The 13337-nt window shown below is 43.4% G+C and carries 8 protein-coding genes, 1 tRNA gene and 1 pseudogene; 2 read left to right on the top strand and 8 right to left on the bottom strand.

Annotated elements, in window-relative coordinates; genetic code table 11:
• Window positions 1–162: 162 nt before the first annotated feature.
• Window positions 163–2685 carry a YfhO family protein gene (locus AB5443_RS20320; protein WP_368114261.1) on the bottom strand — a complete coding sequence of 841 codons (2523 nt, stop codon included), beginning with the start codon at window positions 2683–2685 and terminating at the stop codon, window positions 163–165.
• Window positions 2686–2791: 106 nt separating this feature from the next.
• Window positions 2792–4210: an adenosylhomocysteinase gene (ahcY, locus tag AB5443_RS20315; RefSeq protein ID WP_303006844.1), complete on the bottom strand. Its 1419-nt coding sequence runs from the start codon at window positions 4208–4210 to the stop codon at window positions 2792–2794.
• A 280-nt stretch (window positions 4211–4490) separates the two neighbouring features.
• On the opposite strand from ahcY, the pseudogene AB5443_RS20310 reads away from it, so the two are divergent.
• Window positions 4491–5207, top strand: a pseudogene (locus AB5443_RS20310) (sensor histidine kinase); the annotation flags it as partial.
• A gap of 76 nt (window positions 5208–5283) precedes the next feature.
• Here AB5443_RS20310 and AB5443_RS20305 read toward each other — a convergent pair.
• Together AB5443_RS20305 and AB5443_RS20300 are read right to left on the bottom strand one after the other, a co-directional pair.
• Window positions 5284–6972: a S41 family peptidase gene (locus AB5443_RS20305; RefSeq protein ID WP_368114260.1), complete on the bottom strand. Its 1689-nt coding sequence runs from the start codon at window positions 6970–6972 to the stop codon at window positions 5284–5286.
• 45 nt (window positions 6973–7017) lie between these two features.
• Entirely contained in the window at window positions 7018–8007 is a 990-nt protein-coding gene (locus tag AB5443_RS20300; protein WP_044653745.1) for an adenosine kinase, read from the bottom strand.
• Window positions 8008–8084: 77 nt separating this feature from the next.
• On the opposite strand from AB5443_RS20300, the gene AB5443_RS20295 reads away from it, so the two are divergent.
• Window positions 8085–8158, top strand: a tRNA-Asn gene (locus AB5443_RS20295).
• Window positions 8159–8234: 76 nt separating this feature from the next.
• Here AB5443_RS20295 and AB5443_RS20290 read toward each other — a convergent pair.
• From AB5443_RS20290 to AB5443_RS20275, 4 genes are all read right to left on the bottom strand, one after another.
• Window positions 8235–8942, bottom strand: a complete 708-nt coding sequence (locus AB5443_RS20290) for a ComF family protein (protein WP_044653737.1) — start codon at window positions 8940–8942, stop codon at window positions 8235–8237.
• 36 nt (window positions 8943–8978) lie between these two features.
• Window positions 8979–9782, bottom strand: a complete 804-nt coding sequence (locus AB5443_RS20285; RefSeq protein WP_277134905.1) for an inositol monophosphatase family protein — start codon at window positions 9780–9782, stop codon at window positions 8979–8981.
• Window positions 9783–9871: 89 nt separating this feature from the next.
• Window positions 9872–10897 carry a GntR family transcriptional regulator gene (locus AB5443_RS20280; RefSeq protein WP_073347307.1) on the bottom strand — a complete coding sequence of 342 codons (1026 nt, stop codon included), beginning with the start codon at window positions 10895–10897 and terminating at the stop codon, window positions 9872–9874.
• A gap of 132 nt (window positions 10898–11029) precedes the next feature.
• Window positions 11030–13312 carry an FAD-dependent oxidoreductase gene (locus AB5443_RS20275; protein WP_022139999.1) on the bottom strand — a complete coding sequence of 761 codons (2283 nt, stop codon included), beginning with the start codon at window positions 13310–13312 and terminating at the stop codon, window positions 11030–11032.
• Window positions 13313–13337: the final 25 nt, after the last annotated feature.

Raw genomic sequence — 13337 nt, 5'->3', positions numbered from 1 at the left:
AGCAGCATAGCCAAAAGAAAATATAGCAGAACTGTAAAATATAAAAGAGGTTGCGCCAACGTTTTGACACAACCTCCCTTATTTAATGAAGCTACCTTATATATATTGTAACCGATGTTGAAATCCACCAGTCACTTGGTCTTATATAAAGGATGTGTCTACTTATTCCGCGTCAGGCTTTTTAGTTAGTTTGCGTCGTCCCATCCATACGAGAATCATGACTCCGATTAACAACAGGGCCAATGCTGCATAGGCGATGCTTTCTGTAACATGGATGCTCTGCGGGTCAAACCACATTTCGATGGTATGCTCTCCGGCCGGTACGTTCATTGCACGCAGGATGTAGTCGGCGCGGGCAATGTCCACCGGTTGTCCGTCAATAGTCGCCTGCCATCCAGGATAGTATATTTCAGAGAATACCACAACTCCGTCTTTAGCCGAAGAGGTCTTATAAACCAGTCGGTTCGGCTCGTAACTGGTCAGGCGGATGGTAGACAAAGAGTCCTTATATCCTTCTGTCACTCCTTTCAGTTGTTCCTTGAATTTGGCATCTACTACGGCAGTCTCTGTCGGAAGAATATCATGCAAGGCATCAATTTCCTCGTTTGCGTTATTCACGTATTGCACTTTATCCACAAACCAGGCATTGCCGTAAGCATACGGATTTTGAACAGGAACAGGTTGGCCTTGTTCTCCGGCGGGGAAGATAAAGTATTTCGTGTTCAACATATTCAGCACACGAAATTTGGAAGCATCCACGCTGTCCATCTCACCGCCGGCAGTCGCCACAGCCTGATAAGTTTCCTGCATTTCAGGAACGATATGATGGTCGATCATTTCCTGATAACGACGCAGTTTGGCAGCATGGTAACCACCGACACTCTTATGCCAGTATGCCGTATTATTCTCATTAAACGTATTATTTGGGAAGCCTATAAAGTTCAGCACACGGTAATCCAAAGTAGTATCCTGAAGGATGATTTCATCCGCTTGTGTCTTGACAAACGCTTCCGCTTGTTTGGACTTCGGGACAAATTGTTCGTCATTCAAATAGCGTTTGTTGACCGTCCACATGTCTATCAGACATAGAAGTGCGATACCTGCCAAAGTAAAAGCAGCTTTCAACTTTCTCTGTTGATACAGGAATAAGAGGAAGCATCCCACAATGATAATGAAGAAGCTGCGCCATGCATCCGAAGAGATAATCGCTTCGCGCATTTCCGTCAGATTAGTAACGACCGGAGTAAGATGTTCTGCCGGAAGTCCCTGCTTCAATGCGCCCATCTCTTGTGCCGTGATGAAACTGGAGAAGAAAACGCCCGGAGCAACAGCCAAAATCAACGCAACACCAACCGTAAGGAATAATGTAACAATGATACCTGTGCGGTTCTCTTTCAGTTTCAGGATTTCCGGCTTACTGAATATTTCCTTCAACGCAAAAATCGCCAACAGAGGAATTGTAAATTCGGCAATCACCAGAATAGAAGATACGGCACGGAACTTATTATACATCGGGATATAATCTATGAAGAAATCCGTCAGTCCCATGAAATTCTTTCCCCAGGAAAGCAAAATCGAGAAAATGGTAGCTCCCAACAATGCCCATTTGAGCGGGCCTTTCACAATAAAGCAACCCAAGATAAACAGGAACATGACAAATGCGCCTACATATACCGGGCCGGCAGTCCACGGCTGGTCACCGAAATATTGCGGGAACTGCGAATAGATACTGCCATACATCGGGTTCGCTTTTGCCATAGCCGCTTCGCTCTGCGACATAGTAGCCGATGACGCCCCGCCTTTCACATTCGGAACCAGTAAGGTCAATGTTTCGCCAATTCCGTAACTCCAGTTCGTAATATAATCACGGTCCAATCCACTGCTTGTCTTGTTGGCGGCTGATCCTTCCTGTTTCAACTCGCTTTTGCCGCGCATGGTCTCTTTGCTATACTCATAAGTGTGGTACAAGTTGGAGATATTTATGCACACTCCCACTACGGCAGCCAATGCCAAAACCGCGCTGGCTTTGAAGAAATGCGGCAGTTCTTTCTTCTTATAAGCATCTTCGAAGTAAGCCCCTACAATAAACAGGATGACAAACATGAAGTAATAGCTCATCTGAATGTGGTTGGACTGTATCTGAAGAGCGATAAACAAAGCCGTGATAATTCCTCCCAACAGGTATTTCTTTCGATAGGCCAGGACGACACCCGCAATCGTAGGCGGTATATAAGCCAGTGTCACAAATTTCCAGATATGTCCCGCAGATATCAGGATAAAGAAGTAGGAAGAAAAAGCCCATATGACTCCGCCTAACGCCGCCAGCCAGGCCGATATGCCGAATGCCCGCAAGAGGATATAGAATCCGAGCATCATAATAAAAGTCAGCACCACATAGTCGGGCAGATAAAGCCGATAAACTTTTTCCACCCAATTCAGTGGTTTCGTCGAGTCGTAACTCGGAGACATCTGATAGGTAGGCATACCGCCGAAAATTGCATTTGTCCAGCGTGTACGTTCTCCGGTACGGTCGCGGTACTCTTTCGATTCCTGTCCGGCACCGACTCCGGCTACGGAATCATGCTGAAACAAAATACGGCCTTCAATATCAGCCGGGAAGAAATAAGCAAAAGAAAGAATAATAAAGGCCAGAATGGCGATTAAATCGGGAAGAAGTTTCTTCATATAATTAAGAATTGAGAATCGAGAATTAAGAACTGGAAATTGAGAACCGTCACGCTTCATACCGCGCAGCTCATTCTCAATTTTCAATTCCCAATTCTCAATTTAATTAATATCTATAATGGTCGGCCTTATAAGGTCCGTCTACAGATACACCTATATAAGCAGCCTGTTCAGGAGTCAGCTTGGTCAGTTTCACACCGATCTTTTCGAGATGCAGGCGGGCAACTTCTTCGTCCAGATGCTTCGGCAAGCGATATACATCTATTTCATATTTCTTGTTGAACAACTCAATCTGAGCCAATGTCTGATTGGTAAATGAGTTACTCATAACGAATGACGGATGTCCCGTCGCGCAGCCGAGGTTTACAAGACGACCGTCAGCAAGCAGGATGATACTGTGTCCATCCGGGAAATAATAGCGGTCTACCTGCGGCTTGATGTTCACACATTTGATACCCGGATAATGCTTCAAGGCGTCTACCTGGATTTCGTTATCGAAGTGACCGATGTTGCAAACAATGGCCTGGTCTTTCATTTTCTCCATATGGTCGATACGGATAATGTCAATATTACCGGTGGTAGTCACGAAAATATTACCTTCAGCACAAGCATCTTCCATAGTTACCACTTCAAAGCCTTCCATAGCAGCCTGCAATGCACAGATAGGGTCTACTTCCGTCACCAACACACGTGCTCCGTAAGAACGCATGGAGTGGGAACAACCTTTACCTACATCACCATAACCACATACCACCACGACTTTTCCGGCAATCATCACGTCCGTTGCACGCTTGATACCGTCGGCCAATGATTCACGGCAACCATAAAGGTTATCAAACTTGGATTTCGTTACCGAGTCGTTCACATTGAATGCCGGGAACAGCAGTTTGCCTTCTTCCTGCATCTGGTACAAACGGTGTACGCCTGTCGTTGTCTCTTCAGACACACCGCGCATTTCTTCAGCTACACGATGCCAACGGGTATTATCTTCTGCCAATACTTTCTTCAGGATGGCATTCAGTTCGATTTCATCTTCGGCATGTACTTCCTTATCTAATACAGCCGCGTTATTCTCTGCGTCATAACCTACGTGAATCATCATCGTAGCGTCACCGCCATCGTCCACAATCACATTCGGGCCTTTACCATCAGCAAAGCTCAATGCCTGCAAAGTGCACCACCAGTAATCGGCAAGTGTTTCACCTTTCCATGCGAACACAGGCACACCTGAAGCGGCAATGGCAGCAGCAGCATGATCCTGCGTTGAATATATATTACAAGAGCACCAACGTACTTCAGCTCCTAAAGCAACCAGTGTTTCAATCAACACGGCTGTTTGAATAGTCATGTGCAACGAGCCCATAATGCGGGCACCTTTTAACGGTTTGGATTCTCCATACTTTTCGCGAAGAGCCATCAGGCCGGGCATTTCTTTTTCTGCCAAATCGATTTCCTTGCGTCCAAAATCTGCAAGCGTAATATCTGCCACCTTATAGGGCAGAGTAGAGAATAATTCTGTAGACATATTGTAAATCATTTAATATATAATGGTACAAAGATAGAACATTCTGATTAGTAGGGCAAAAGCTATCTGTCTTTTTTATATTATAATAACTTGGAAGGTCACCCGGTTTATCAATTTATTGTCTTATATTTGCAACAGATAAAACAGTTTATACAACATTTTAGTAAATAGCAGTAAGCCCTCTATGCGAAACTACGACAACAAAACAAAAGAAGAGTTATTAGAAATAATCGAACAATTAGAGAAGAAGGCAGAATCTCTTTCTTCCCAACATGTATACGCAAAACAACAAAAGGAACTGGATGCCGCCAGGATAAAAGCCGAAGAGTCCGACCGGCTCAAATCTGCCTTTCTTGCCAATATGAGTCATGAAATCCGTACTCCGCTCAATGCCATAGTCGGATTTTCCAAATTGCTCGCATCTGCGGAATCCGCAGATGAAAAGAACCAATATATCGAAATTATCGACAAAAACTCGGAGATACTGCTGAACCTGTTTAATGATATCCTTGATTTATCATCGCTTGAAGCCGGATCGCTCAAGTTCAATATCCGCCCTATCAAGTTAATTGATATTTGCCGGCAACTGGAACAGCGATTCCATTATAAAACTCAAAGTAACGTCAAACTCATCCTGGATGATGTAAATACGGATATGTATGCTTCCGGCGACTGGAACCGTATCATACAGGTTATAAGTAATCTGCTTAGCAACGCTACCAAATTCACTCCCAAGGGAGAAATTCACTTCGGCTATCGTGAAAAAGAGGATTTTGTGGAATTCTATGTCAAGGACAGCGGCATCGGTATCGCCGCAGAAAGGGCAGCTACCATCTTCCGCCGTTTCGGTAAAGTGAATGATTTCATACAGGGAACCGGACTGGGACTGGCACTCTGCAGAATGTTAGTAGAAAAGATGGGCGGACGAATCTGGCTGCGTTCCCAAGAAGGCAAAGGAAGCAGATTCTACTTTACTCTCCCTCTGGTTCACGTCTAAAGGCACTTTGATAAATAAAAAACGGTGGATAGCTCTTGCAATATAGCTATCCACCGTTTTTCTTATCTATTCAATCTCATTTCTTTGCAACCGGCGCACTCAGCATTTCTTTATATTTCACCGGATCGTTCAGGACTTTCACTGCTTCCTTCAACCCGTCATCATCTTTCAACTGCTGGATGATATTACCGCGCTGATAGTAGTAACGCTTGATAATTTCAGAAGCAATCATTTTCTTTATATCGCCGGAGAAATAATCCAAATCACGATCCAAGTCATGGTTCAGCTTCTTTTCGAGTGCCTTGAACTCTTCCGAAGCATCCGTCATATACCCTTCAAACTCCGCAGCTTCCTTCAACGTTTTCAGAATCTTCTCGCTTTGCTGGTCATATTTGAAATCGGCTTTCTTCACCAATGCTTTAAAGGCATTATAATCAGCGTCCGTCACTTCAAACTTTTCAGGAGCAACGACGGTAGGATGATCCAGACAATATTGGGTTGCATAATCGAAAATCAGATTATCACGTACCAGATAGAACAGGATATTCGGCAATTTCTCCTGCTTGATGACAATATCCGGCATTACACCGCCGCCGTCACGGACTTCACGTCCGGCTGCCGTATGAAATACTTTAGTCAGACTATCGGGAATAGTTCCTACACTTCCGTCTTCATTGCGATGCTTGTAGTCGATGGCCTGCACGCAGCGTCCGCTAGGAATATAATATTTGGAAGTAGTCACCTTCATCGTTCCGCCATAAGGCAGCGAACGGGGAACCTGTACCAACCCTTTTCCGAAAGTACGGCTGCCAATGACTACCGCACGGTCAAGGTCTTGCAAAGAACCTGACAGAATTTCGGAAGCGGAAGCTGTCCCGCTATTTACCAGCACTGCAATTGGAATATCCAAATCCAGCGGTTCGCGCAATGTCTTATACGTATTGCTGGCTTGCTTGATTTTTCCCTTAGTCGTCACAATTACCTTTCCACGCGGCAAGAAATAGTTGGCAATTTCCACCGCTTCATCCAACAGGCCGCCGCCGTTTCCACGAAGGTCGATAACCAGCGAAGTGGCTCCCTGTTTCTTCAACTCCAAAAATGCTTTCTTGAAATCTTTGGAAGGATTACCGGAAAAAGTACTCAAGTTGATGTACCCTACCTGATTATCGAGTACGGCAGCATAAGGAATGGAAGGATTCTGAATAGATTCACGCACAATCGTGAATTCCATCGGAGTGCGTCCGCCTTTGGCGTTCGGACGTTCTACTTTCAGCTTGAAACTGGTACCCGCCTGTCCGCGCAACATCTGGCTGACTTCCGCATTGTTCTTGCCTGCAAGGTCTGTCCCGTCAATCTCCATCAGAATATCTCCGGCTTTCAATCCGGCTTTCGCTGCCGGTGTGCCTTCGAACGGTTCGGAAATCATCGAGCGTTTCAGTTTGGTACTATAAGTAATGTAGGAGCCTATACCACCGAATGAGCCCTTAATCATCTGTTCCAGTTCACTCTGATCCTCTTCGGGGAAATATTCCGTATAAGGATCCAGCGTGAAAAGCATATTGTCGATTCCTTCCCTGATTGTCTTATTCGGGTCGATCGTATCTACATAGAACATATCCAGTTCCTTCACAATCGCGTTAAATATATCCAGATTCTTTGCAATCTGGAAATTGCGGTCGTCGCCACTCTTGAAACTAAAGAAAGCTACGGCAGCCATTACAGCCACTATAACGACAGCTACCCGCCCATTCAGCAATTTTTTCATACTTCTTTCAATATAAATGAGTTGTAAAAGTAACTCAATCCTTGGTTATTCCGCTAGAATCCTGTTAATATTTAACTTAATTTCATCCCAGCGTTCTTCCGGTATTGTTGTTCCAATTACCTGAATAACATTTCCCGAGAGAATGGAACCTATTTTAGCACACTTCTCCAATGAATATCCGCAAGTCAAACCGTATAAGAAACCGGCAGCAAAATAGTCACCCGCTCCGGTTGTATCTATCACTTTCCCTACCGGGATAGCGGAAACTTTGATTTCTTCCGTTCCTTTACGAATATAAGAACCGTTTGCTCCTACTTTCACGATGGCAATGCTGCACTTCTTAGCAATAATTCCCAAAGCTTCTTCCGGCTCTTTGCCTGTAAACGCTTTCGCTTCTTCTTCATTCGCAAAAACAATATCCACATACTTATTTATTAATAAGGAGAAGAATTCCAGATCATTGGCTACAATATTATAACTTGCCATGTCAAGACAAATCTGCAAACCTGCTTCTTTTGCCAATTCAATGGCATGGAGAATCATTTCGTGATCCTGAACCAAATATCCTTCAATAAACAAGTATGCATACCCTTTAAACATATCGAGCGTGAGTTCTTCCGCTTTCAAGGAAGCGGCTGCTCCCAGGTAAGTACCGAAAGTACGTTCCCCATCCGGTGAAATAAAAGTGGATGCGACGCCGGAAGGAAGTTGTTCCGAGGTCAATAATGAGTCCTCAATCTTATTTTTCTGAAGATTTTTGCGAAAATATTCTCCATAATGATCATTTCCTACTTTTCCAATAAAACCTGTTCCGGCACCCAAACAGGCCAGTCCGAGGATGGTATTTCCCGCCGATCCACCCGTTGCCAAATGGGTTTTCATTTGCGAAAATCGTGTGTTAATCTGCTGTAACTTAGCGTCATCAATGAGTTGCATGCTTCCTTTGGGTAATCCCATTTCATCCAGGAGCGTATCATCCTTTAGGGTTGCAAGTACGTCTACCAGGGCGTTGCCCAATCCTATTATTTTGTCCATTTCAAATATTTTTTTTGCAAAGATATTGCATATTTCAAAAAAACCTACTACTTTTGCATCGCAATTGAGAAAAACATTCTTCCTTAGCTCAGTCGGTTAGAGCATCTGACTGTTAATCAGAGGGTCCTTGGTTCAAGTCCAAGAGGAAGAGCAAAAGAAAGGTTCACTTCAATAGTGAACCTTTCTTTTTTTACAATATTATTCTATTGGAGCTGCTTTGCCCTACCCTACTCCGCCATCGCCAAAGTAAGAATACTAATCCGTATTCCCTCAATCTCTGCCAAGCAGGAAGCACATTCTACCGTAGTAGCCCCTGTAGTCAAAACATCGTCTACAATCAGCACATGCTTTCCGGCCAGAGGTTCCGCATGATGCAGTTGAAAGATTCCTTCTACATTTTCCCAGCGTTCAAAAGAAGATTTGCGTGTTTGCGTTTCCGTGTTCTTCTGGCGCACTACGGATTCCGTATCAATAGAAATACCTGTTACGGCGGCAATTCCACGGGCTATCCACTCACTTTGATTGTAACCACGAATCTGTTGTTTCTTTTTGTGCAACGGTACAGGAAGTATTACATCTACTCCCTCAAAGAAACCGGATGCCAGCAGTTCCGCCGCCATATATCGTCCCATTATCGCACCAATATCCTTTTGGCCGCCATATTTAAGTTGGTGGAGAATTTGCCGGAAGTCACTTCCTTTTCTATAAAAGAAGAAAGAGGTAGCGCGTTCCAGGGGAATCTTTCCCCAAAACAGTTTTTCTACCGGGTTATCTTTTCGAAGATGATAATCCGTGCGCGGGAGATTGATGTTGCACATAGTACAAAGGCATTCTTCACCTTTTGCCAACGGTCTGCCGCAAACAACGCAGCAACGGGGAAATAACAAGGACAAGAATGAACTAAGCCAGTCTTTTATAAGGAGTGTGTGTTTCATAATAGTAGTAAGGATTTAATAAACAGGCCGTTTCTTCTACATATCCAACGGAGGAACCTCCGCTAAAAGTCTCTGAAATAAAGGATGCAGATAACCGTTCGTGGCAATGATATGATGCCCCTCAATAAAATGATCTTCGCCATAGAAATTGGTTACGCGACCGCCGGCTTCCTGGACAATCAAGGCAGCCGCGGAATAATCCCATTTGCCTAGAAATGCTTCCGCCCAGGCATCAAAACGACCGATAGCCACATAACAGATGGCGGCAGCGGCCGAGCCATTCATACGGATACCGCCAACCACACCATACAACTTATCTATCAAGTGGAGAGCAGTTTGCTTATATTGCAGATGATTATAAGGTAATTCTGTGATAACGAATGCATCTCTGGCATCCTGAACATTCGAAACATGAATTTCTTCACCATTCATAAAGGCTTTGCCACCTTTCCAGGCATAGAAACATTCATCCCGACAGACTTCATAAACGACGCCTAAAAGAAGCTCGGTGCGGTTGCGTAAAGCAATACATACACAGTAAGGAGCCTCATCATGAATATAGTTCGTGGTTCCATCCAACGGGTCAATCACCCAGCAGTAAGATTCATCCTGATAGGTGGCAGAACCTTCCTCCGTTATAAATCCCGCTTCCGGCAATAAAGCAGTAAGCGCCTTTACTATCCGCACTTCAGATTCTTTATCTACATAAGAGACATAATCATGCGCATGTTTCTCAATCACACGTTCACGACGAAAAGCTTTCCGCTCTTCTTTCAAAAAATGTCCGGCTTCAGTTGCAATGCGACATACCTCGGCTGTAAGTTGTTTCAAATCTAACATTTCTATCTTTTGTAATTTAGGCTACCCACAAATCCATGCCAAAATTATTACTTTTTTTGATAGAAGTAAGAGTTTTATCTAATTTTCTTCTAAAGAGAATTACGTATAATCACCTTCGTCGGATTGCGTTTATAAACCGTATTCCTGTCCAGGATAACAGAAGCAGCAGTTTTTCCCATCATCTCAAAGTCTGTAGAAATAACAGTAATTCCCCCTTCCAATATTTCCTTAACGGCAGTGTCATTATAAGAAATCAGGCCTATCTCCTTACCTAATTCATATCCCTTCTTTTTTGCTAATTTAATCAGCGCCACGTCATCCGTATCATATCGGCTGAAAGTAATATAAGCATTCCCCTTACGAAAATTCTTCTCTTCTATATTTGATTCAATGGAATAAGGCAGTTCGCTCTTTACACAGTAGTGCAGAAAACCATTGATTACTTGTTGGGCATGAATGGCTTCCGGACGCGCTATTAAAATCAGCTTCTCATAATTCTTCAGCCTATCCTGCAATTGCATAAGGCTACAGAAAATATCATAGCCGTAATCCTGATAAATACAACTGTAATTACCGCTCAATCCTTGTTGATTATAATCTATGATGATTCTTTTTTCCGCCGGAATCAAGTTTAAAACATCCGTCACATCTTCTTTAAGAAAAGTAGCTATAATATAATGGGTATAATTACCCAGATTCTCTTTAATGAGCTTTTCAAAAACCTTATAGTTATGATGATGAAAGTAAATATCAATATCCCCGACATCTTTCAAGGAATTGAAAATCGAGCGATAAATCTGCTCGCGCATCACGTTCATCTTATCCAATAACAGAAACACATGATAAGAATGATCTATAGATACTTTTTTTACAAAATACCCCTTCCTGTAAATCGCCTCGATAACCCCCATCTCCAATAAGTAGTTCAATCCTTTCAATAAAGTTTCCTTACTCATGTGCAACTGTGTCTGTAATTGGTTCAATGAAGGTATCTGGTCACCGATCTGAAGTGTACCATCTTCAATCAGCGAATTAATATAATCCACCAACTGAAGATACTTCATCCGTGAAGCAGGTTTCTTCTGTTCTGTTATATCAAGATTCTGGTTCTGCATTATTGGCAATACTAAATAAAATTTTAGCAAATATACTTAAATACCATTGATAAAGCAAACGATTGGACAGACAAAATATCAGACCTTTCCATTACTTTCGCAAGAATCCTATTTTATTCAAAATATATTGAACTATTCATAGCATTTTACAGCAAACAAGGCCGCCGGGATTAAACCTGATGGATGCTCCAAAACAATCTTAACCTCATCGGTCACGAGTTTCTCAGGAAAAACCAGTTCATTTATCGACTGATGATTGTCCACGCTCTCATAAATCAACTGATTCTCCCCGTCATATATTTTATATTTCTCCACACAAAAAGGCATTTTATTCTCCGGATGTGTCATCTGAACTGTCTCCATCGGTTGGTCATAATCCGTATCAAAAAAGAGAGACATCTTGCCGATATGCACAGCCGAATCCCATTTGATAGTCAAAGCCGGAGCCGGGTCATTCAACTCCGCAACCCAGGCATTCGGAGACTGGACGGGGCGGTCAATACCATTAGTTATAGTTGAAACAGAAAAAACATGAGAGTCTTTTTCTAACTGAACAGCAATATTATGTCCTCCGGGTCGCCGCTTCGGGCACCAAAATTCAAATTCCTCAATTCCTATATCTTCTTTAGGAGACTGCTTTCCAAAATTGGATACAGCTTCATTAATGGTGTTAAATACAGACAAGACTCCGGTTATCCTTTCCCGGGTATATCGCAATTGTATCAAAGGATTTTTCTTGAAAACAAGGAAAGCATACTGTTCTTCCGGCATCACCGCTTCGAAAACCAGTTCCAACAGTTGCTTGCCTTGATACAAGGAGACTGTTTTCGTTTCCAAAGTAACATCCGGAGTATGATTAAACGATTTACTGCTCACCCGAAGCTCTACTTCCAACACCGTATCTTCAGAAACAAATAGTTCAACTTTCACCTTTCCTAATTCATCTCCTTTGCGTAAAGGTATCATTTGAGCTACAGACTCATCCAGAACCTGCATCTCCCCATCAGCCGGGAAGCCTTTAAAATGACATTCACTGGATGCAGCCAAAGTAGCTTTCGTTACCAGATTTTCTTCATCCCTGATAACCATATCAGGAATATACTGCCCCATCCGCGATAGTTTCACCTGTAATTCAGGTATTCTTCCGTGGGAATATACTTCTCTCGGAGAGATATTTTCTTTCAGACAGATTGCCGCAGCCATCGCGACAGCTTGGGCGCTATGAGCAGATGTAGCCATCACACGGGTAGAACCAAAAGCCACGTGTGAAGAACTAATGATTCTCCCGGCAAGGAAAAGATTCTCAATCCCCCGACTATAAAGACAACGGTAAGGAATCTGATATATCCCCTTCGAATGCCACTGGTTACAAGCAGACTCCTCGCCGAACACGCCGGCTGCCGGATGTAAATCAATACTCCATCCGCCATAAGAAACCGCATCCTCATGATACCTTTGTTCTATGACATCCTGCTGAATCAGCATATAGTCGCCCTCAAACCTTCTGCTCTCCCGTTTTCCGGGAATACAGCCTACCCATTCCAGCGTCATTGTTTCCGCTTCCGGATATTTACCCGAGTTCTTGATATAATCCCAAGCTCCATAAATAACCTTCCACAGTTCCCATTTAATCTGTTCCGTATCATGTACCGTATCCAAATCACCACCATATTCGACCCACCACAATTTACAGCCATGTTCTTTTGCATTGAAGCTACGGAATCGGGGAACAGTCTTCGTTACATCCATTGCATAAGAAGGAGCCACATATTTCACCGGCTGACCGGTATCCTTTGTGTAGAAATATAAGCTATGCCCCAAAAGCTCGCCATAATCCTCAGCCGGCGCGAACTTCTCACCAAATTCCTCCCTACTCTCAGCCCCCATACGATAAGGAGCTCCGGCAAGGAAACCTACAACACCGTCACCGGAAGCGTCACAAAACAAGGGAGCGGTTACTTCGTACATAGTGCTGTTCTGGCTACAAAACCCTCTGACACTTTCTATTTTATGACCGGTACTCTTTTTTACCTCATAGACACAAGTGTTCAGCAACAAGGTTATATTCGGTTCGCTCACCACCTTGTCAAGCATAACAGAATCGAAAATTACCGGATTTCCTTCCGGATTGCGGAACGTATTTTCCACCATAATTTCATCTATCACGCCGCCCTCACGTGCCCAGCGATTATTATTCCCCATGTGAGAAGTCGCTCCGAGCATCCACAGCCTTATTTCACTGGAACCATTCCCCCCCAATACCGGACGATCTTGTATAAGTACCACTTTCAGACCTTGGCGAGCTGCGGTTATAGCAGCGCAAACCCCTGAAATACCTCCGCCTACTATTACAAAATCAGCTTGCAGGATATCCGTATTAAACATTCTCACACTATTAAACTTATCAAGTACCATCTTCTCGTATCTAATTAATTTTACT

Source organism: Bacteroides sp. RTP21281st1_H5_RTP21281_210402 (genome assembly GCF_040918965.1).
Classification (GTDB): domain Bacteria; phylum Bacteroidota; class Bacteroidia; order Bacteroidales; family Bacteroidaceae; genus Bacteroides; species Bacteroides congonensis.
The sequence above is the reverse complement of the archived record's forward strand: the minus strand, read 5'-3'. Positions and strand labels throughout refer to the sequence as shown.

Excerpts from the sequence above, each read along its gene's own strand:
- AB5443_RS20275 (WP_022139999.1), bottom strand. The coding sequence starts at position 13,312 with ATGGTACTTGATAAGTTTAATAGTGTGAGAATGTTTAATACGGATATC.
- ahcY (WP_303006844.1), bottom strand. The coding sequence starts at position 4,210 with ATGTCTACAGAATTATTCTCTACTCTGCCCTATAAGGTGGCAGATATT.
- AB5443_RS20300 (WP_044653745.1), bottom strand. The coding sequence starts at position 8,007 with ATGGACAAAATAATAGGATTGGGCAACGCCCTGGTAGACGTACTTGCA.
- AB5443_RS20305 (WP_368114260.1), bottom strand. The coding sequence starts at position 6,972 with ATGAAAAAATTGCTGAATGGGCGGGTAGCTGTCGTTATAGTGGCTGTA.
- AB5443_RS20280 (WP_073347307.1), bottom strand. The coding sequence starts at position 10,897 with ATGCAGAACCAGAATCTTGATATAACAGAACAGAAGAAACCTGCTTCA.
- AB5443_RS20285 (WP_277134905.1), bottom strand. The coding sequence starts at position 9,782 with ATGTTAGATTTGAAACAACTTACAGCCGAGGTATGTCGCATTGCAACT.
- AB5443_RS20290 (WP_044653737.1), bottom strand. The coding sequence starts at position 8,942 with ATGAAACACACACTCCTTATAAAAGACTGGCTTAGTTCATTCTTGTCC.
- AB5443_RS20320 (WP_368114261.1), bottom strand. The coding sequence starts at position 2,685 with ATGAAGAAACTTCTTCCCGATTTAATCGCCATTCTGGCCTTTATTATT.